The sequence below is a fragment of the Pseudomonas nitroreducens genome (assembly GCF_014204515.1).
Classification (GTDB): domain Bacteria; phylum Pseudomonadota; class Gammaproteobacteria; order Pseudomonadales; family Pseudomonadaceae; genus Pseudomonas; species Pseudomonas nitritireducens_A.
Genome location: NZ_JACHLI010000034.1, coordinates 1 through 20853, shown reverse-complemented (window position 1 = coordinate 20853; position 20853 = coordinate 1). Strand labels below are relative to the sequence as shown.

Below are 20853 nucleotides of genomic sequence, written 5' to 3'. Positions count from 1 at the left end.
TCACCGGATCATGTAGACCTTCTTGATGGTCTCGTGCACGGTGCACACGCCCTTCCAGTCCTTGGGGAAGAAGGCGGCGGTGTCCGGCTCGATCTCGATCACCTCGCCGGACTCGTGCACGTAGGTGCAGCGGCCTTCGAGGAAGTGGCAGAACTCGTCGCTGGTGACGTGGCAGAACCACTTGCCCGGCGTGCAGTGCCAGATGCCGCATTCGGACTGGCCTTCAGGCCCCTTGTGCAGGACCACGCCGCTGACATGGGATTCGCCTTCGAGCATGGTCGGGATCACGCCCCAGTCCTTGAGTTCGGTGACTTGCAGGGGGCGGTAGATAACGGGGGTCTTCATCGTTCACTCCTGGAATTTCGAATCATCTGGGCGAGTCACCGTTTCCGGCTTCGCCGATGGCATTGGGTGGAATTCGGCTGCGGATAACGCCGGTGGCGTTATTCGCCCTACGGGTGTGAGCTCACACCATGGCGGCCGGGCTCCTGTAGGGCGAATAACCGCTTGCGGTTATCCGCCATTGCGTTCGGGTTCGAGTTCGGGTTCAGGCCAGCATGTAGAGGTTGCGCAGGGTGCTGTGCACCGTGCACTCGCCAGTCCAGCCAGCCGGGAACAGCACCAGGGTGTCGGGCTCGACCTCGATCACTTCGCCGTCGTCCGAGCGGTAGGTGGCGTGGCCGGCGACGAAATGGCACAGCTCGTCGCGCGGGATCGACAGCCGCCAGCGGCCCGGCGTACAGACCCACAGGCCGGTCTCGGGGCTGTTGTTCGGGCCCTTGAACAGCAGGCGGCCGCTGGAGTGCGAGACGCCTTCCAGCGCGTCGGACTGCACGCCCCAGTCCGCCAGGTCGTCGTAGTCGCGGGCGCCGCGGATGTGCGGCGCCGAAGAGGTGCCGTTGAACTCAGGCATGGTTCACCGCCTTGCCCTGGATCAGCTGGTCGAGGATGTGCGCGGCATCTTCCGGGCCCTTGCGCGAACGCATGTAGTCGCTGGTGCGGGCCAGGCGGCCCTGCATCAGCTCGTCACCGAGCAGTTGGGCGATGTTGCGCGCCAGGTCCGCCTCGCTCCAGTCGTAGCGGTCCATGCGCAGGCCGTGGCCGCTTTCCTGGGCGCGCATGGCGTTGTCGTGGCCGTCCCAGACGTAGGGCATGACGATGGCCGGCTTACCGAAGAACAGGCACTCGGTGAAGCTGTTATTGCCGCCGTGGTGGATCACCCCGTCGACCTGGGCGATCACCGAGGGCTGCGGGTACCAGTTGGAGACGATCACGTTGTCCGGCAGGTTGTCGTACTTCTCCACGTGCTCGCCGACGTTGAACAGCGCGCGGTACGGCAGCTTGCCGATGGCGGTGACCAGGCGCTTGAGCAGATCGACATCGCCAGAGCCCAGGCTGCCGAAGCTGACATAGAGCAGCGGTTTGTCGTTGTGCGCCTTGAACTGCGGAATCTCGTAGGGCTTGTCGCTGCGCACGCAGCCCTGCAGGTAGTGGAACTGCCGCGCCGGCAGGGGATGGCGGCGCTCGAACTTCACCGGGTCCGGGTACAGCAGCAGGTTCATGTAGGGCGACTCTTCGAAGAAGGTGCCCAGCGGGTACGGCCGCTCGCCGCACTCGGCGAGGAAGTCGTTGAAGTCGGCGTGGATCGGCGCGATCACTTCCTCGAAGCGCTTCTGGAAGCGTGCGTGGCCGTCCTTGTCGTCCACGCTCATGCCCGACAGGTAAGGCGGGATGTCCGGGTCGTGCACTTCGTTTTCCGAGCAGGAGATGATTCGCACCCAGGGCTTGCCGTAGTGCTTGATGGCCGGGAAGAGGATCACGTTGTCCACGCAGATCAGGTCCGGTTTGATCCGTTCGAGGATCGCCGGCAGCTCCTTCTGCGCCCACTTGGAGGTGGAGACGATGGCCTCCCAGCACTCCTTCACGTAGTTGTCGAGCTGGTCGATCGGCGCCTTGCGGAAGTTGGGGATATGGCCGTTGATGAAGTCCGACCAGTAGCGCGCCATCTCCTCGGCCGGCATCGGCTCGGACATGTTCACGTAGTGCTCCTCGAAGCCGTAGGCCGAATACACCCCGGTCATCCCCGGGTCGGTGAGGAACACCGCCTTGTGGCCCAGCGCCTCGCAGGCCTGGGCAATGCCGACGGAGTTGAGGGCCGGGCCGTAGGCGGCCTCGGGGAAGAAGGCGATGACCTTGCGTTCACTACTCATGGTGCTCTCCCATTAGTCTTGTTCTTAGGCGATCAGTGAGTCAGCACGCGGCCATGCCGCGCATCCCAGCCCAGGCGCACCGGCATGCCGGCGGCAAGGCGCAAGAAGTCGTAGTCCGAAGACGGCACGCGGACAATCAGCGGCTTGCTGGAAAGCGCCGTGTTCACGTGCAGGTTGGTATCCAGGCCGTGGTAGGCGACTTCCGCCACCTGGCCCTGGATCTGGTTATCGGTGGCCGGCGTGGCGTCGGTGAGCACGCGCAGCCGCTCGGGACGCAGCGCCAGGGTGACGCTCTCCGGGCTGGACTCGGCGGTGGTCTCGATGCTCAGCACCTGGCCGCCGGCCTGCAGACGGTTGGTGCCCACGCGCTGGCCCTCGATCAGGTTGCTGACGCCGATGAAGTCGGCGACGAAGCGGCTGCCCGGGTTCTCGTACAGCTCGCTGGGGCTGCCGCACTGGCAGACCTTGCCGTCGCGCAGCACGGCCATGCGGTCGGACATGACCAGGGCTTCTTCCTGGTCGTGGGTGACCATGATGAAAGTGATGCCGCTCTCGTGCTGCAGGCGCTTGAGTTCCAGCTGCATCTTTTCGCGCAGCTTCTTGTCCAGCGCACCGAGGGGTTCGTCCAGCAGCAGCACGCGCGGGCGCTTGACCAGTGCGCGGGCCAGGGCGACGCGCTGGCGCTGGCCGCCGGAGAGCTGGTCCGGCCGGCGGTTGGCCAGCGGGCCGAGCTGCGCGGTTTCCAACACCGCGTCGACGCGCTGGCGGATTTCAGCGGCGGGCAGCTTCTCCATCTCCAGGCCGTAGGCGATGTTGCCGCGCACGGTCATGTTGGGGAACAGCGCATAGGACTGGAACATCAGGTTCAGCGGGCGCTTGTTCGGCGGCAGCGGCGAGATGTCCTGGCCGTTGAGATAGATGGCGCCGGAGGTCGGCGTTTCGAAACCGGCGATCATCCGCATCAGGGTGGTCTTGCCGCAGCCCGACGGGCCGAGCAGCGCGAAGAACTCGTTCTCGCGGATGCTCAGCGACACCTGGTCCACCGCCGTCAGGCCCTCGCCATAGGATTTGCTCACCTGCTCCAGCACGAGCAGGTCGGATGACTTAGTCATGGGCTTTGGGCACCTTGTTCAGACGTTGGGAGGCGAACAGCGCGGTGAAGCTGACCAGCATCACCAGGGTGGCGAGGGCGTTGATTTCCGGGGTCACGCCGAAGCGGATCATCGAGTAGATCTGCATCGGCAGCGTGGTGGAGGCGCTGCCGGAGCCGGAGTTGAAGAAGGCGATGATGAATTCGTCCACCGACAGGGTGAACGCCAGCAAGCCGCCGGCCAGCACGCCGGGGAAGATCGCCGGCAGCAGCACGCGGCGCGCGGTGGTGAACCAGCCGGCGCCCAGGTCGATGCTGGCTTCGAGGATCGAGTAGTCGAAGTGTTTGAGTCGCGTACGCACCACCGCGCAGACGAAGGCGATGTTGAACACCACGTGGCTGAGGATGATCGAGTGCAGCCCCAGGCTCATCTTCAGCAGGTTGAAGAAGCTCAGCAGCGCGATGGCCAGGACGATGTCGGGGATGATCATCGGCGCCATCAGCAGGGTGTCGGCAAGGTTGCTGCCCTTCTTGCCGCTGTTGCGCGAGCGCATCTCCACGCCGAGGGCGAGCAGCGTGCCGAGCACGCAGGCGATGAAGGTGGAAGTCAACGCGACGATCAGGGTGTTCAGCGCCGCATGCTGGATCGAAGCGTTGGCCAGCAGCTTGGCGTACCACTTCAGCGAGGCGCCACCCCAGGCGGTGGGCAGACCGCTGGCGTTGAACGACAGCAGGATCAGCACCAGGATCGGTACATAGAGGAAGGCGTACACCAGCCACAGGTGCGCGCCGAGGGCGATACCGGACGCGTTACGCAGAGAGCTACGCATGGCGTTCGCCCTCCGCGCCCTGGGCCCGGCGCGAGACCATGGCCTGGATGAACAGCAGCAACAGCATGATACCGATCAGGAAGAAACTCAGCGCCGCGCCGAACGGCCAGTCGCGCGCGGTGAGGAACTGCGCGTAGATCAGGTTGCCGACCATCTGCACCTGCTTGCCGCCCAGCAGGTCGGCGGTGATGAAGTTGCCGATCGACAGCACGAAGACGAACACCGCGCCGGCGGCCACGCCCGGCACCGAGAGCGGCAGGATCACCCGGCGGAAGGTGGTCCAGCCGGACGCGCCGAGGTCCCGCGAGGCTTCCCAGAGTTCATTGTCGATGCGCGACAGCGAGCTGTAGATGGCAAGGATGACGAAGGGGATGTAGTTGTAGACCAGCCCAAGCACCACGGTGGAATCGGTGTAAAGCATGCTGATCGGCTCGCCGCTGTAGCCCAGCAGGCTGAACAGGCGGTTGAGCAGGCCCTCGCGGTTGAGCAGGACGATCCAGGCGTAGGTGCGGATCAGGTAGTTGCTCCAGAACGGCAGCATCACCAGGAACAGGAACACCGCCTGCCGGCGTGGCGTGCTGCGGGTGATGGCGTAGGCCGCCGGATAACCGATGAGCACCGCGAACAGCGTGGCCAGGCCGGCGATCTTCGCCGAGCGCAGGAGGATGTCGAGGTACAGCGGGTCCACCGCGCGGCGGTAGTTTTCCCAGGTGAACACGTAGTCGATGCCGCCGTAGGCACCGCGCTCGAGGAAGCTGTAGACCAGCACCAGCAGGCACGGCAGCAGCAGGAACAGGGCCAGCCAGCCCAGACCGGGCGCGAGCAGCCAGGCCGACAATTTGCGGTCGGCGGATAAAGCGGTCATGCGTAGTTCCCCCAACCCCACGCCAGGCGGGGTGCTTCAGGGTGATTCCGGAGAGGGTTGCGGGGCGCCCTCGCGACGCCCCATCGGCCTTACTGGGCCGCCATGATTTCCGTGACGGCGCGGGTATACGCCTTCTGCGTGGAACCGCCGACGTCACGCAGCTGTTGCTGCTTCACCAGTTCGGCCGGCGTGGTGGTGAGGTTCGGGTACTTGGCCAGCAGGTCCGGCTTCAGGGTCGCCATCGCCGCCTGGTTGGGCACCTTGTAGAGGATGTTCTCGGCAACCCAGGCGTGGTTCGCCGGCTCCAGCATGTAGTTGATGAAGCGGTAGGCGGCGTCGGGGTTCTTCGAGCTCTTCAGCACGACCATGGTGTCCACCCAGAGGTCGGAACCCTCCTTGGGCACGACGAACTTGATCGACTCGTTGGCCTGGGTGCCGTAGTTGCACCAGCCGTCCCAGGCGTGGGCCATCAGCGCCTCGCCGGAGGCCAGCTTGGAGTAGAAGGTGGTGTCGTCGAAGGACAGCAGGCGCTTCTTGGTGGCTATCAGCTGGTCGCGCACTGCGTTGATCTGGTCCGGGTTGCCGTCGTTCACCGACCAGCCGTTGGCGAGGAAGCCCGCGCCCAGCAGCCAGCGGTCGGTGGCCAGCATGGTGGTCTTGCCCTTCAGGGCGTCGGAAGGCTTGAGCAGGTCGCTCCAGCTCGAAGGCGCCGGGCTGACCTTGTCCGAGCGGTAGCAGATGCCGGTGGTGCCCCAGGTGTAAGGCACGGAGAAGTGGTTGCCGACGTCGTATTCCAGCTTCTGCGCTTCGGGGTAGAGGTTCTTCAGGTTCGGCACCTTGGCCGGATCGATCTCGGCCAGCAGGCCCTGCTTGTGCAGGATCTCGGCAAACGGCGAGGACACGAAGACCACGTCATAGCCTTCGCCGCCGGAGGCCATGAGCTTGCCCATGATCTCTTCGTTGGTGGCGTGGAGGGATTTGTCGGCTTCGAGCCCGGTGGCCTTCTGGAACTTCTCCAGGTTGTCCGGGGCCATGTAGCCATCCCAGATGGAGATCACCAGATCCTTGGCGCTGGCCGTGGTGGCGGACAGCGTGAGCGCGAGGGTGGCCCCCGCGTAGAGCATGGTCTTCAGCTTCATCTTGCGCACCTGACGATGGTTGTTTTTGTGTGTCAACGGCAGCGGAACGAAAAGCGTACTACATGTCTTTTTTTCAAAAAAAAAACCGAACCACTGGCGAAGTCAACCATTTCTTGCATTCTTGTTGGACCACCCACGCTGTGGCATAAGGGGCTCGCCCCGTGCCACGGGCCCGCTGGAGAGCATCGGCTTGAGCAACGTCACTGAGAAAAAACCGCGTACCAACCACCTGGAACTCGCCCGGCGCGTCATCGAGCACGCCCAGGACAGCGGGCTGGGCGCAGGCGACGCACTCTCCGAACAACAGCTGGCGCGCACTTTCGGCGTATCGCGCACGCTGATCCGCGCCGGGCTGGACCTGCTGCTGGAGCAGCAATTGGTGGCCCACGAACCGGGCAAGGGCTATCACCTGACCGCCGACCCTTCCGCCCAGGTGCTCGGCCCTGCCCTGCCCCAGGCGGAGGAGGAAGCACTGGCTGCCTCAGTGCTGCGCGACCGCATGGCCGGCCGGCTGGGCAACAGCCTCAGTGCGAGCGAACTGATGCGCCGCTACGACATCGGCCGCGCCGCCGCGCAGAAGGTGCTCGCGCAGCTCAGCGAAGACCAGGTACTGGAGCGCGGCGCCGGACAGAGCTGGTCGTTCCGCCCGTTGCTGAACAACCTCGCGGCACTGGAAGACAGCCTGCGCTACCGCCTGATCCTGGAGCCGGAAGCGCTGCTCGCGCCCGGCTTCGAACCCGACCTGGCGCGCCTCGCCCTGCTGCGCGGCGCCATGGAGGAACTGCTCGGCGCGCCCATCGAGCGCTTCGACGTGGCGCAGTTCCGCGAGCTGGACATCGGCTTCCACGAGCTGATCGCCCAGGGCTGCGGCAACCGCTTCATCGGCGATGCCCTGCTGCAGCACCAGCGTCTGCGTCGCCTGCCCAACCTGCTGCCGATGGTCAGCGTGCACCGCCTGCAGGAAGCCTTGCGCGAGCACCTGCGGATCATCGAGCAGGTCGAGCGCGGCCAGCTGGAAGTCGCCGCCGACCTGATGCGCCTGCACCTGCGGCTGTCCTTCGCACAGCGTCCGCAGACCGCCAACCGCGGGATTCCGCAGTCGTTCGCCATGGGCCGTCGCTGATTATTTTTACACCACGGTGTTTTTTTTAACGAAAAAATGCAGTATCAGTTTCACGCAGTGCCCGTGAGCTACACCCGGATGTGCCCATGTCGCAAAGAATGCCGCAAAGAACAAGAACCATCGCCTTCTTCCCCGAGGCCAGCTTCGGCGCCGCGCTGAACTGCATCGGCATCGCCCAGGCCCTGCGCGAACTCGGCGCGCGCCCGGTGTTCATCTGCCATGCGCATTTCCAGGGCATCTTCGCCGAGTACGGATTCGCCGAGTACCCGCTGCAACTGGACTCTCCGCTGTCCGCCGCCGACCACCAGCACTACTGGGAGCGCTTCATCGAGCGCAACGTGCCGTACTTCGACCAGCCGCCCCTGGCGCAGATCGACAGCTACGTGGCGCCGGCCTGGGAAGCCATCATCGACACCGCCATCGAGTCGGAAAAACCGCTGCAGCAGCTGCTCGCCCGGCTCAAGCCCGATGCCATCGTGCTGGACAACGTGGTCAGCTTCCCGGCCATCGCCGCCGCCGGCTGCCCCTGGGTGCGCATGGTCTCCTGCGCAGAAACCGAGCTGCCCGACGCCGCCGTGCCGCCCTACCTCTCCGGCGCCAGCAGCAGCGATGCGCAGGCCTCCGCGAGCTACCGCGAGCACTACCTGCAGGCGACGAAGCCGGCACATGAGCGCTTCGCCCGTTTTCTCGCCGAGTGCGGCCACCCCGCCCTGCCCGCCGGCCAGTTCCTCGAGGACTCGCCCTGGCTCAACCTGCTGCTGTCGCCGACTCCGGTGCGCTACGAGCGCGAGCAACCGCTGCCGGCCGAACGCTTCCTGTACCTGGACGGCTGCGTGCGCAGCGAGGCGCCCTACATCCCACCGCAGTTCCCCCGGCATGACGACGCACCACTCATCTACGTGAGCTTCGGCAGCCTGGGAGCCGCCGATGTGGCGATGATGAAGCAGCTGATCGACGCCGTGGCGCAACTACCCTACCGCTTCCTGATCAACGTCGGCGCCTACCGCGAGCACTACGACACGGTGCCGGACAACGTCTACCTCGACAGCTGGTACCCGCAGCCGGCGGTGCTGCGCGAATGCCAGCTGTTCATCCACCACGGCGGCAACAACAGCTTCTGCGAGGCCCTGTATTTCGGCCTGCCGTCAGTGATCATCCCCTACTGCTGGGACGGCCACGACAACGCCCGGCGCGCCGACGAAGTGGGCGTGGCGCGCTACCTGCCGCGCTTCGAGAAGCCGCTGGCAGCGCTGCCTACAGCACTCGCCGAACTGCTCGCCGACCAGGCCATGGCACAACGCCTGAGCGCCGTGCGCGAACAGATGCAGGCGTCGCGCGGCACCGAAGCCGCAGCGCGGGCGATCCTGGGCATCTGCACCAACTAGGCGTTGAACCCTGCACCAAGGCTGTCAGACGCAAAGGTAATGCTTGATCAGAGCACGCCGCATGCGGCCCTGCCCTTATTACAGAGAATTCTTCAAATTTTATCGGAAACTAAGCAGAGAACTGTCCGAAGAAATAAGAAGCCCAACCCATAACTTAATAAGCTCCATATTCTCCGCAAGAAGCCCCACCATTAAAATTCAGAAACAATTTAATACAAAATTTTAAACTCAATATAAATCAACTGATTGCCACGAATTTTAGGCTAAGTGCGCAAAAAGTTGCGCAGTACAAGTGTCGTACGCTACTCCCGTTGAAGACATTCGTTAGCCGGTCAGACGCCGGCTCATTCAATTCCTGCCTGGGAGCGGCATATGCGGCAAAGGGATCTGAAACTTACGTTCTCCATTTTTTCCAGCCGGGTGGAATTCGAGGTTATCCAGTTTGAACTCGAAGAAACTCTTAACGAGCCATTTTGCCTCACCATTGAGCTGGCCAGCCGCCAGAGCCAGATCGACTTCAGCGAGATTCTCGACCGTCCGGCCCTGCTGACCGTCTGGCAAGGCACCAGCGCGGTGCGCCACGTTCATGGCGTGGTTTCCAGCTTTACCCAAGGCACCACCGGCTTCGTCCGCACCCGCTACCGGGCGGTGATCGAGCCACAGGCCGCACGCCTGAAACTCAGCTCCGACTGGCGCGTGTACCAGAACAAGAGCGTGCCGGAGATTGTCCAGGCCTCGCTCGCCGAACACGGCATCCTGCACTACGAACCCAACCTGCACCTTGAACACCTGCCGCGCGAGTACTGCGTTCAGGCTGGCGATACCGACGCCTATTTTTTGGAGCGCTTGCTACGCGAGGAAGGCATCGTCAGCTGGTACACCTTCGACGAGCAGACCCACCTCCTGCACCACAGCGACAAACTCTATGTGCAGCCACGCATTCCCGGCGGCCCGGTGCAGTTCAACGCACAACCTGCTGGCGACAACCCCGAGCCGGTCATCTACCGCTTCAGCTACACCGAAAACGTCCGCACGGCCCAACAGACTCAACGCGACTACACCTTCAAGCGGCCCACCTCCACCCAGGAGCAGAACAGCCGCGGCGACGACCTCCACAACCAGGGTGAGAATTACGAGCGTTATGACTACCCCGGCCGCTACAAGGCCAGCGCCGCCGGCAAGCCGTTCACGCGCAATCGCCTACAGGGCCACCGCCGGGACGCCCAGATCGCAGTGATCGAAGGCGACGACCCCCGCCTGCTACCGGGCCACTCCTTCCAGCTCATCGGCCACCCACGCGACGACTTCAACACCTGGTGGCGCCCCGTGCGCATCATCCACAAGGGCGTGCAGCACACCAGCCAGGAAGACGAAGCCGCCTACTCGGACCAGGGCGTCACCTACGACTACACCGCCGAGGTAGTGGCCGAAGACGTCGAATGGCGCGCCGCGCCACTGCCCAAGCCTCGCATCGACGGGCCGCAGATCGCCACGGTGGTGGGGCCCGAGGGCGAGGAAATCTTCACGGACGAATGGTCCAGGGTGAAGATCCAGTTCCCCTGGGACCGCCTCGGCCAGAACGACGAGTTCAGCTCCTGCTGGGTGCGTGTCGCGCAGAACTGGGCCGGCGCCAACTGGGGCCATATGGCCATTCCGCGCATCGGCCAGGAGGTAATCGTCAGCGCACTGGACGGCGATTGTGACCAGCCGATCATCACCGGAAGAACCTACCGCGCCACCAACCCGGTCCCCTACGCCCTGCCCGACCACAAGATTCTCAGCACCATCAAGAGCAAAGAGTACAAGGGCAACCGCGCCAGCGAGCTGCGCATCGACGACACCACCGCGCAGATCAGCGCCGCCCTGATGAGCGACCACGGCGACACCCATCTGCACATTGGTTATCTCACCCATCCACGCCCTGACGGTGGAGCTCCGCGCGGTGAAGGCTTCGAGTTGCGCACCGACGAGCACGGTGCACTACGAGCGGCCAAAGGTCTGCTGCTGAGCACCGAGGAACAGCTCAAGGCCAGTGGCGGGCACCTGGATCGCGGCGTGGTGGTGCAGGTGCTTGAAGCGGCCCTGCATCTGGCGAAAAACCTCGGCGACTATGCCGGCGAACACCAGGGCATCGGCCATGACGCCGAGCCGCAGAAGGCCCTCACTGAAGCCGTTACCAGCCTCGGCCATGGCGCCAACGACGAAGCCGGCAAAGGCATCGGCGGCAAGCCGGCCATCGCCTTGAGCGGCCCCGCCGGTATCGCCGCCGGCTCTCCGCTGTCGATTACCCTCGCTGCCGGCGAACACATCGATAGCGTCGCCCAGCAGAACCAGCAGCTCACCGCCGGACAGAAACTGGTGCTCAACGCCGGCACCGAGCTGGGGCTGTTCGCCCAGAGCGGTGAAATGCGCCACATCGCCCACCAGGGGCAACTGCTGTTGCAGGCCCAGCACAACGACATCCGCCTGCAGGCCGAGCAGAGTGTCGAAGTCAGTGCCAGCCAGCAGCACGTCATGGTCTCGGCCAAAGAGCACATCACCCTGATGTGCGGTGGTGCCTACCTCACCCTCAAGGGCGGCAACATCGAACTGGGTATGCCCGGCAACTTCATCGTCAAGGCCGCCAAGCACAGCCATCTGGCACCGACCAGCCTGGAAGCTGAACTGCCAGCCTTCGATGTGGGCGATACGCAACGGCGCTTCGTCCTGAAACAGATGGATGGGGAAACCCCCATGCCCAACGTGCCCTACAGCATCACCCTGGGCAACGGCGAAGTCGTCGAAGGCATGACCGATGCCCAGGGCGCAACCCAGGTCCTGCAGAAGGACGCCATGAGCATCGCCAAGGTGAACATGAAGCACTCGAAACTGCCGGTGGCCGCCGTCGCGGCGGCAGGCGTCGCGGCACTCGTCGGCAAGGTGCTGGAGGGCCCCGCCCCCGACGCCGGCCGGGCACTTACCCCCGGAGAAATCGCCCTGGCGCAAAGCGTATTTGCAAGCTCCATCGACTACTCGCAGGTACGCCTGCGGGATGAGGACTATCTGCCCTGGCAGGGCAAGAACTACGTCATGGCACCCAATGGGCATATCTACTTCGGCGAGAACTTGCGTGGCGTGGCGGACTGGAGCCTTGAGAGTCTTGATAACCAGGGGCTGTTCATTCACGAGATGACCCATGTCTGGCAACACCAGCACGGCGTCAACGTCCTGCTGGTAGGCGCGTATCAACAGGCAAAACAATTCCTGGTGGGCAATCAGTACGCTTACCAATTGGAGTTCGGGAAGACACTCAAGGACTACAACATCGAACAACAGGGAGACATCGTGAGGGATTATTTCTGGGCCAAAAGCCAGGGTGACACCAACGGCGCCATCAAACTTCAGGCGACTCTAGGTAATTTCCCGGCGGGGTATTAACCATGTGTATTCGATACTTCCTGCTGCTTGTTGCCGCTTTGACAATACCTGCCGCTCATGCCACGTCCCGGCTCCCGCCAAAACTGCCTCTGCAGATTGAGGGGAAACATATAGTGGTCAATCTGCGTCCGCTGATTGACGAAACCAACAACGTGGAGATCACTCGCGTATTTCTCTGCCGCCGAAGCGGTAGTCGATGCTACCAGCACATCTGGGAAATCAATCTGCCCAAAGGGTGGATCGAGCCTCGCCTCGAATTGCTGGCGCAATACCCAGGCTCCACTGTCGTTACACGATTGCCCAACGGCCTTCAGGCGGGGGGCAGCTACAACTTGGGGATTTTCTTCAATGAGCGCAGCCGCTGGAACAAGCAGACAGTCTCCAGCACCTACCTTGAGTTTTGCCTGGAAGGTAACACCGAAAGTTGGCAACTACTCGACAACGCCACTTGTCTGGCGAGACGGAACGCTGAAGCGCAACAAGGAACGATGCCATGAGCAACGCTTTGAGCATCGATCCCCGATGCTGGCTGCCACTGCTTGCTACCTTGGCTTTTCCTGCAGCACAGGCCACGCCCAAGTTGCCCCCGGAAATTCCGATACTGATTCAGGGGACGCATCTCGTAGCCGATTTGCAGCCGTTACTGGCTGATACGCGCAACTCGGAAATCACTCGCGTATTTCTCTGCCGACGAACCGGAAGCCATTGCTACCGGACTCTTTGGGACGTCGAGTTTCCCAAGGGATGGCAAGAGCCCAAGCTCGAAATTCTCGGAAAATATTCGGGCAGCTCGGTCAATGCGTGGGTTCCCGAGGCATTGCAGCCAGGTGGCAGTTACGTCCTGGACATCTCTTTCAACGAGCGCAGCCGTTGGCACAAGCAGACGGTTTCAAACACGAGTGCAGCGTTTTGCCTGGAAGGTAGCGCCGACGCGTGGAAGCTTCTTGGTGCTGCCGCCTGTTTGGCAAGACAAAACGCCGAAGACCAACAAGGAGCAACACCATGAACGACGCCGTTCAGGCACGGACCATCTGCTCGGCCGAAGCCATCACCCTGCCCAAGGGCGGCGATGTACACCTGATTCCACCGCCGCCCAAACCCTGCATCACCATCGTCGTGCATGGTGTCAACGACCTCGCCGGCTGTTACGAGCGCCTGGAGCGTGGCCTGTGCCAGGGCTTGAATGAGCGGCTCGACATTCCCGCCACCCTGCCGAACGGGCAAGGCAACCCCGGTTACCTCATCCCGGCCAGCTACAGTGTGCCGTCCGATGACCAGGGCAAGGCCGAGAACCCTGACGCCGTCTACTACCGGCGCAAATTCAGTGCCGGCAGCGACGGCAAGTCCACCCGCAGTGTGGTCGTGCCCTTCTACTGGGGCTTTCGAGAAGAAGAAGAACACATCCAGAAAACCAAGCCCCACGGCGAATGGCTGGACCGCAACCGCAACCGCCTGGACAAGGCCGGCACCAAGGAAGGTGGACAGTTCGCCAATGCCACCACCAACCTGCCGGACATGTGGGGCAAGGGCTTCAACGGCAAACTGTTCGGCATCATTTCGCTGAACGCGATCGGCGGCACCATGACCCACCCGCTGTTCTCCGCCGCCGGGCGCAAGTACATGATCCTTGCCGCCAAGCGCCTGGCCATGCTGATCAAGATCATCCGCAAGCGCTACCCCAACGACACCATCAACGTCGTTGGCCATAGTCAGGGCACCCTGCTGTCTCTGCTCGCTCACGCCTTCCTCAAGGACGATGGCGTAGCCCCGGCGGACGGCGTGGTGATGCTCAACTCGCCCTACAGCCTGTTCGAGCCCTTCACCGAAAAACTCCAGGGGTTCAATACCCAGCAAACCACCCAGGCTCGGCTGACCACGCTGACCGGCATCCTCGACTACATCTGCGCCAGGCCCAACATGAATCCCGCGCTGTCCAGCATCGCGCTGAAGAACTGCCAGGGCTACGGCGCTATCGGTGGCGCCGGCTGGACAGGCAGCCAAGGCAGTACCGCCAGCATCGGTGCAGAGAAGGTCAGCTTCGATGAGCGCGACAACCGCGGCTGCGCCTACCTGTACTTCACCCCGCAGGACCAGATCGTCGGGCTAGCCAACGTACAAGGCATCGGCTGGCGCGGAGTCGGCGATCAGGTAAAAGGCCTTCCCGCCAGAACCAGCTTGCCGCAACGCTTCTATCAGCGAATTTTCACCTTGCGCAAGCGCAATGGGGAGAAAGAAAAGATCGGTCTGCACACCCCGCCTTATGTTTATCCCTTGCTCCAATCCGGTGAGGCAACCTGGGAGGACACCCTCCTTCCGTTTTCACAGAAGCTGCCTGTCGCACGTGCCGGCCTGTCAGCGGGTGAAACCGTGATGCTCACTGCACCTTTGCTGCCAATACCGGCAGAAGCCAATTTCGACAATATCGGCACCGTGACCGCCCCTGGGGCAGGCTCTGCCAGCGGCGTCTACCAGGTGCTCGACACCCTCGACCCCATCGATGCGGCCATCGGTGTCGCCAATGGCGGGTGGAAGGAGAAAAGCACCCGCAACGCCGTCTCGCAGTCGATCGACCTGCCGCTGGCCTACAAGTACGGCCGCGACCCGAGCAGCGTCGAGCGCGCGCTCAATGAGGGCAAGGACATCGCCCAGCAGACCCACGTCTTCTCCGCCCGCGACCTGGGCAACGGCATGGTGCTGGTCACCCGCGCGGAGACGCCCTACGAAGCACGTCTGCGCCTGCAGACTGCCGCAGGTCACCAGGAGCCCAACTCCTTCCACTCCGCCATTCCCAATAACCCGGAACACAGCCGCCAGGTGCTGGCCTATGACCTGGCCATCGGTGCTGGCGACAGTGTGGATGATGCCGTGTTCTATCAGTACCTGTGCCGGGTGGCGGATTGGAGGTTGGATTGGGAAGTCAAAGATGGTGGATTTAATGGCCAGTCAGATACTGAGGTAGATACTCCCAACAATGAGATGACAGCACTCTATCGGGCGGACGTCGCAAACCATGATTTGATCGATGCCACGGTGACTTATCACAAGAGTGGCGAGTTCCCGCAGATGGTGAGCAATACCTTGCCCTCCCTAGTGGCGACACAGACTATTGGAGATCGTCGCAATGACGTCCCTGTACGTTCTGGAGGTGCAATCTGATGCGCCCGCTGCTTTCAACTCTGATTATTACTGGCTTGGCATTGAACAGTCCGTGGCTGCCTGCAGCTGAATCATCCTTGTCCTCACTGCGCTGTTTTGCTAGCCCGGCGACTTCCGCCACCGCTTTCGCTTCGGCCAAGGAGGCCAGTATGTCCAATAACCCGCATCACGCCCCCACCTCTTCACCGCGACTGGAAACACTGGATGTGCTCAGCATCGGAGTGAGCTTGGATGTCTTTCGACAAGGGCAGGTCTGGCAAGCCCTACAGCAACAGAACGCCGCACAAACGGAGTCTTTGCATATAGGCAGCATCCTACCCATGGACCCGAAGAAGTATCCGGTGGCCGCAGATGACAAGGATGTGGCTTACGACAAGCGCAAAGCCGATGCACTGGAGTTGGGTCTGAAGAATTTCCTTGAAAAGTGGCCAATACCCACACTGACAGTAGTGCGTGGCTGGAATCCCAATACACCGAATCTTCGTTTTACCCCTGAAGAAACGCAAAAGAGCCTTTCGATAAAAGTCAATGACCTTCGAGCGCCGGCAGGCTTGCATTGGCACCGTATTCGTAATCTTCAAGATGGTATTGTTTGCAATGACACCCCTGAGGGAGTAGTGGAATCACTATTTCAGTTATTTGAGCGCAACCCTGACCTGCCAGCAGTACTGATTTATGTGAATGAAGGTTTCAACATGGCAGCGTCATTATCTAGCCGGGACGTGAAATTGAAATCTTTGGGCGGTGGTTCAGGTCCGCGCATCCCCGGTACGCTCACAGATTCAATGATCGCCCTTATCGTCGGCCGCCCCGAACGCGTCGACTGGCTGCGTTATTACGCCCCTTACACCAAGGTCAACGATAACAAGATCGACCCCGAGTTCCGCGGCTGGGGCTGGCGCAAGCCGCCGGTGGAGTTCCAGCCCTCGACCTTCATTCCGCAGCCCTGGACCGAGCGCGCCTTCGAGCAGTGGGATGCCATGCCGGTGCTGGCCAAGCTGCACCGCCCGGTGACCGTTTCGTTGACCCGCCCCGACAGCGGCGAACGCCTCAAGCGCGATGCGCTGACTGCACAACTGGCCAGCGGCTGGAAGCAAGCCACCGGCTCGCTGACGCCCCAACCCGCCCGGCTGTTCTACGACGGCGGCCTCAACGCCACGCCGCTGGCCGAACTCACTCCGGCCCTTAGCCTGGCCCACAGCTCGCTGGGCCTGCTCGACTCCCGGGAAAGCTACGACCTCACCCAGCGCCTGGGCGACACCGGCGCCGCCTCGCCCTTCGTCGGCATCGCCCTGGCGACCATGGCCAGCCACCTCAACGGCGATACCAGCGTGGTCATGCCGCTGCGCCGCAAGGACCAAGCCACGATCATCGCCATCACCTCGCCCACCCCCGGCAAAAAGCCCTCCTACGACCCATTCACCGTCAACCTGATGCCGCAGAACGCTGGCAGCGACACTTCCACCCCGGCATCCACGCCGGCAGTAGCCTCTCCCCTCAAGGTCGGAGCGCAACCAACCGCCGGCAAGGATTACGCCCTGGAAGAGTTCCTGGCGGATATGAAGCCCAAAGCTGATTGGATGGATGACCTTTAAGGTGATCATTCGAACCATTGGCAAGCGGCGGTTATTGGCGGCCTGTATGGTCGCCAGCATCTTGCCGTTCAGTTCCTGGCTCTGCGCCGCCGAGACGCCCTTGTCGACCATGCGCTGTTTCACCACTCCAGCTACACCCATCAGCGCATATGCCTCGTCCAGGCAGGCCAGCATGTCCAACACGCACCAAGCCCCAACCACTTCGCCACACCTAGAAACATTGGATGTACTCAGCATTGGTGTGAGTCTGGATGTCTTTCGTCAAGGGCAGATTTGGCAGACCTTACAGCAACAGAACACTGCACAGACTGAGGCCCTGCATGTAGGCAGCATTCTGCCAATGGACCCGAAGAAGTACCCGGTCACCGCTGATGATAAGGACATGGCGTACGACAAGCGCAAGGCTGATGCACTGGAGTTAGGGCTAAAAAACTTCCTAGAGAAGTGGCCGATACCGACTTTGACGGTAGTGCGAGGATGGAACTCTGAATTACCAAACCTCCGATTCTCTCCAGAGAGAACAAAACGAAGCTTATCGGTAAAGGTTAATGATCTACGGGCTCCGGCAGGGCTGCATTGGCACCGGATTCGTAACATACAAGATGGCATCGTTTGCAATGACACCCCGGAAGGGGTGTTGGAGTCCCTGTTTCAACTATTCGAGCGAAACCCCGATCTTCCCGCCGTTTTGGTTTATGCCAGTGAGGGATTCAATATGGCCTTGTCACTAATGGCGAAAGGAACCAAGCCTATCGGTGTGGGTACAGGTCCGCGGCAACCGGGCGAACTTACAGACTCAATGGTCGCCCTGATCGTGGGCCGCCCCGAACGCGTCGAGTGGCTGCGTTATTACGCCCCCTACACCAAGGTCAACGAGAACAAGATCGACCCCGAGTTCCGTGGTTGGGGCTGGCGCAAGCCGCCGGTGGAGTTCCAGCCCTCGACCTTCATTCCGCAGCCCTGGACCGAGCGCGCCTTCGAGCAGTGGGATGCCATGCCGGTGCTGGCCAAGCTGCACCGCCCGGTGACCGTTTCGTTGACCCGCCCCGACAACGGCGAGCGCCTCAAGCGCGATGCGCTGAATGCGCAACTGGCCAGCGGCTGGAAGCAGGCCACCGGATCGCTGACGCCCCAACCCGCCCGGCTGTTCTACGACGGCGGCCTCAATGCCACGCCGCTGGCCGAACTCACTCCGGCCCTGAGCCTGGCCCACAGTTCGCTGGACCTGCTCGACTCAAGAGAAAGCTACGACCTCACCCAGCGCCTGGGCGACACCGGCGCCGCCTCGCCCTTCGTCGGCATCGCCCTGGCGACCATGGCCAGCTACCTCAACGGCGATACCAGCGCAGTCATGCCCCTGCGCCGCAAAGACCAGGCCACGATCATCGCCATCACCGCCCCCACTCCCGGCAAAAAGCCCTCCTACGACCCTTTCACCGTCAACCTGATGCCGCAGAACGCCGACAGCGACTTCGCCCATTCTTCGGCAGCCTTCGCGGTCAGGGCTAAGCAATGAGCAGCAGGCATGGGCAGCCTACGGGGCAATTCAAGTGGCGAAACCGATGACTTCCCCAGGCAGTCTGCTTGCAGGCTGGGGCCTCGCCCTGGCGCTTTGCCTGTTTCAGGCAATGGTCTGGCTGGCGACGATGTCGGGCACAGACCTGGCATCAGGAGTGGTCATACCGATCTTTCTTCTCTGGCTGGCTTTACCGGCAACTGGCGCGGCCTTGCTGAGCCGTAACAGACCGCAGCAGTTGAAAGGCTTCCTCACAGGCATGGCGGTGATCTGGTCATGTCTGATCGGCATCGCCCTGCTCCTGGCCCTGCTGCTGGGCACCGCCTTGGGGGGACTGGGAGCTCGGTAGATCGAGCAGTTCATTTTCAGACGAGTTGGAGAGTTTGCGATGCAAGAAATCATTCGGCTGGGCGACAGCACAAGCCATGGCGGCACTGTGATTCAGGCGTTCGGCCAGACCAATCTCAATGGCAAGCCCATGGCCGGCGTCGGTCACCAGGTGGTGTGCCCGCTGTGCAAAGGCGTCTTTCCGATTGCGCAAGGGAGCGCTCTGCTGGATGTCGACGGAATCGCTGTCGCCCTGCATGGAATGAAGACGGCCTGCGGCGCCAGCTTGATCGCCAGTGCACCTGAAGGCGACGCACAAAGTTGAATAGGCCAGGCCCCCCTGCGGGGCAGCGTCCGCCCAGGATGCAACCCGCTGGCACCCGCCTCCAGCGAATAAACCTCGCCTTGCAACGCCTCGGTTGGACTTGCCTGGATGAGGACTGGCGCGGTGCGGGGGCCTTGTATCGATTCACATGCTCGCAAGGGCATGTCTTCCAGCATAAATGGGCAGCGGTCGCGGACGGCAGGGTTTCACTTTGCCCCGCTTGCCTGTCGCTGGAACGCGATCAGGCGCTTTTCGCCGCGGCCAAAGCGGCTGATGTGGAATGCCTGGAGGAAGGTTGGCTGGGCTCCAAAGCGTTGCACCGTTTCCGCTGCCCCGCCGGGCATGAATGGCTGCGTCCCGGGTCAACCGCGGTTGCTGTGTACTGCCATTGTGTCGAGTGCCGCAGGCAGTTGAGGAACAAGAAGCTGTTGTCCTCCGATGGACTGGAGCGTTTGCAGGGTGTGGCTCGGAAAAAGGGCGGGGAGTGCTTGGCGACCGAGTACCTGGGCAGCGCAAGGCAATACCGGTTTCGCTGCGATCAGGGCCATGAATGGGAAGCTCAGGGCAGTATGGTTCTGAGTAGAACCTGGTGCCCGGAGTGCGCACGAACGCGCATGTCGATCCGACAAAAACATCCGCAAGGTATTGCTCGCCTGCAACAGTTGGCCAGGCAGCGCGGTGGGGAATGCCTGAGCGAACGCTACACCCTGGTGGACGACCGTTACCGATTCCGCTGCGCCGAAGACCACGAGTGGGAGACCACTGCCACCATCGTTCGGCTGGGAAGCTGGTGCCCGGAATGTGCGCGCTTGAGAGCAGTCAGAAACAACCTGCACAGGGCCGGGATGGCCAGATACCAGAAACTGGCGGAAATCAAAGGCGGCATCTGCCTAAGCCAGGAGTACACGGGCGTGACAAGCCAGTATCGGTTTCGCTGCTCGGCAGGTCATGAGTGGGAGGTATCTGGTGTGCATGCACTCACGGGGAACTGGTGCCCACAGTGCTCCAAGGCGCAGCGTCTGGAGAAAGTTGTAGAGGAAGCGCGCCGCTTGGCGGCGGGAAAAGGAGGTCTGTGCCTGACTCAAGCCTACCCAGGCTACCGAAAGCCCTGGCATTGGCTTTGTCATCAAGGCCATTCGTGGTCCTGCGGATTGCAGAGTGTCCGCCAGGGCAGCTGGTGTTCCGAATGCTTTCACAAGTCCAGACTGTCCAACCGCAAATCCCCAAAGCGTGCGCGCTATGCAGTCGCCAAAAGTAAATGACTCAATGGCCCAACGGGCGCCTGATGACTGAAGAGTGCGACATCCTTGAACTGCCTCGCTTTGGCACCGCCAAATCACTCCGCAATGGTTCTCTGCAAAAGACCAATCGCCGCTTAAGCTGGGCTCCACACAACCTGGAGCCCGGCATGACCGCCTTCGATGACCAGCCGACCCTGCGCGGCGACACCCTGCAATTGCGCCCGCTGCGCGCCGATGATTTCGACGGGCTGTACGCCGCCGCCAACTCCCCGGAAACCTGGGCCGGCCACCCGGCCACCGAGCGCTATCGCCGTGAGGTGTTCGAGCCCTACTTCCAGTTTCTCGTGCAGGCCGGCGGCTGCCTGCTGATCCTCGACCGGCATACCGGCGAAGCCATCGGCTGCTCGCGCTACTACCCGGTGCCGGACCTGCCGGCCGACATCGGCATCGGCTTCACCTTCATCAACCACCGCTACTGGGGCGGCGCCACCAACCGCGAGCTGAAGACGCTGATGCTCGGCCACGCTTTCCAGCATTTCGTAAGCGCGTGAAAATCGGCGTCCTGGGTGCCTGACCCCGCAGTTGAGACTATTGCGTCCGCAACTTTTCTTGCGGACGCAAGCATGACCACCGA

At 62.4% G+C, this 20853-nt stretch carries 18 protein-coding genes and 1 pseudogene; 12 read left to right on the top strand and 7 right to left on the bottom strand.

Annotated elements, in window-relative coordinates:
• From HNP46_RS29220 to HNP46_RS29190, 7 genes are all read right to left on the bottom strand, one after another.
• A complete protein-coding gene (locus tag HNP46_RS29220; protein WP_081518261.1) occupies positions 1-345 on the bottom strand; it encodes a cupin domain-containing protein in 345 nt (114 codons plus the stop codon).
• A 202-nt stretch (positions 346-547) separates the two neighbouring features.
• Positions 548-913, bottom strand: a complete 366-nt coding sequence (locus HNP46_RS29215) for a cupin domain-containing protein (RefSeq protein WP_184596112.1) — start codon at positions 911-913, stop codon at positions 548-550.
• Positions 906-2210: a nucleotide disphospho-sugar-binding domain-containing protein gene (locus HNP46_RS29210; RefSeq protein ID WP_184596110.1), complete on the bottom strand. Its 1305-nt coding sequence runs from the start codon at positions 2208-2210 to the stop codon at positions 906-908. The genes HNP46_RS29215 and HNP46_RS29210 overlap by 8 nt, the downstream gene beginning before the upstream one ends.
• A 32-nt stretch (positions 2211-2242) precedes the next feature.
• Positions 2243-3322 carry an ABC transporter ATP-binding protein gene (locus tag HNP46_RS29205; protein ID WP_184596108.1) on the bottom strand — a complete coding sequence of 360 codons (1080 nt, stop codon included), beginning with the start codon at positions 3320-3322 and terminating at the stop codon, positions 2243-2245.
• Entirely contained in the window at positions 3315-4130 is an 816-nt protein-coding gene (locus tag HNP46_RS29200) for an ABC transporter permease (protein WP_184596106.1), read from the bottom strand. The genes HNP46_RS29205 and HNP46_RS29200 overlap by 8 nt, the downstream gene beginning before the upstream one ends.
• On the bottom strand, positions 4123-4995 hold the full coding sequence (locus tag HNP46_RS29195) for an ABC transporter permease (RefSeq protein WP_184596104.1): 873 nt from the start codon (positions 4993-4995) through the stop codon (positions 4123-4125). The genes HNP46_RS29200 and HNP46_RS29195 overlap by 8 nt, the downstream gene beginning before the upstream one ends.
• A gap of 89 nt (positions 4996-5084) precedes the next feature.
• The gene (locus HNP46_RS29190; RefSeq protein WP_017519222.1) at positions 5085-6134 is read right to left on the bottom strand and encodes a polyamine ABC transporter substrate-binding protein; all 1050 of its coding nucleotides are present in this window, start codon (positions 6132-6134) and stop codon (positions 5085-5087) included.
• 190 nt (positions 6135-6324) lie between these two features.
• Here HNP46_RS29190 and HNP46_RS29185 point away from each other — a divergent pair, with 190 nt between their 5' ends.
• The 12 genes and pseudogenes from HNP46_RS29185 (at position 6325) to HNP46_RS29130 (ending at position 20770) form a co-directional block, all read left to right on the top strand.
• Positions 6325-7257, top strand: coding sequence for a GntR family transcriptional regulator (locus HNP46_RS29185; RefSeq protein ID WP_184596102.1), 933 nt, complete (start codon positions 6325-6327; stop codon positions 7255-7257).
• 86 nt (positions 7258-7343) lie between these two features.
• Positions 7344-8642 carry a glycosyltransferase gene (locus tag HNP46_RS29180; RefSeq protein WP_260403299.1) on the top strand — a complete coding sequence of 433 codons (1299 nt, stop codon included), beginning with the start codon at positions 7344-7346 and terminating at the stop codon, positions 8640-8642.
• Positions 8643-9014: 372 nt separating this feature from the next.
• Positions 9015-12059 (top strand): type VI secretion system Vgr family protein, encoded by a 3045-nt coding sequence (locus HNP46_RS29175; protein ID WP_184596100.1) that lies wholly within the window; start codon positions 9015-9017, stop codon positions 12057-12059.
• A gap of 113 nt (positions 12060-12172) precedes the next feature.
• A complete protein-coding gene (locus tag HNP46_RS29170; RefSeq protein ID WP_260403298.1) occupies positions 12173-12556 on the top strand; it encodes a hypothetical protein in 384 nt (127 codons plus the stop codon).
• Positions 12553-13065 carry a hypothetical protein gene (locus HNP46_RS29165; protein WP_184596090.1) on the top strand — a complete coding sequence of 171 codons (513 nt, stop codon included), beginning with the start codon at positions 12553-12555 and terminating at the stop codon, positions 13063-13065. Before HNP46_RS29170 ends, HNP46_RS29165 begins: the two co-directional genes overlap by 4 nt.
• Positions 13062-15215: a T6SS effector phospholipase Tle3 domain-containing protein gene (locus HNP46_RS29160; RefSeq protein ID WP_184596089.1), complete on the top strand. Its 2154-nt coding sequence runs from the start codon at positions 13062-13064 to the stop codon at positions 15213-15215. The genes HNP46_RS29165 and HNP46_RS29160 overlap by 4 nt, the downstream gene beginning before the upstream one ends.
• Positions 15215-16810 (top strand): type VI lipase adapter Tla3 domain-containing protein, encoded by a 1596-nt coding sequence (locus HNP46_RS29155; RefSeq protein ID WP_311771850.1) that lies wholly within the window; start codon positions 15215-15217, stop codon positions 16808-16810. The genes HNP46_RS29160 and HNP46_RS29155 overlap by 1 nt, the downstream gene beginning before the upstream one ends.
• Positions 16811-16856: 46 nt before the next feature.
• Positions 16857-18281 (top strand): annotated as a pseudogene (locus tag HNP46_RS29150) (type VI lipase adapter Tla3 domain-containing protein); the annotation flags it as partial.
• A 91-nt stretch (positions 18282-18372) separates the two neighbouring features.
• The gene (locus HNP46_RS29145; protein WP_184596084.1) at positions 18373-18675 is read left to right on the top strand and encodes a hypothetical protein; all 303 of its coding nucleotides are present in this window, start codon (positions 18373-18375) and stop codon (positions 18673-18675) included.
• A gap of 39 nt (positions 18676-18714) precedes the next feature.
• Entirely contained in the window at positions 18715-18978 is a 264-nt protein-coding gene (locus tag HNP46_RS29140; protein WP_184596082.1) for a PAAR domain-containing protein, read from the top strand.
• A gap of 614 nt (positions 18979-19592) precedes the next feature.
• Entirely contained in the window at positions 19593-20240 is a 648-nt protein-coding gene (locus HNP46_RS29135) for a hypothetical protein (protein WP_184596081.1), read from the top strand.
• Between the two features lie 146 nt (positions 20241-20386).
• Entirely contained in the window at positions 20387-20770 is a 384-nt protein-coding gene (locus HNP46_RS29130; protein WP_184596079.1) for a GNAT family N-acetyltransferase, read from the top strand.
• Positions 20771-20853: the final 83 nt, after the last annotated feature.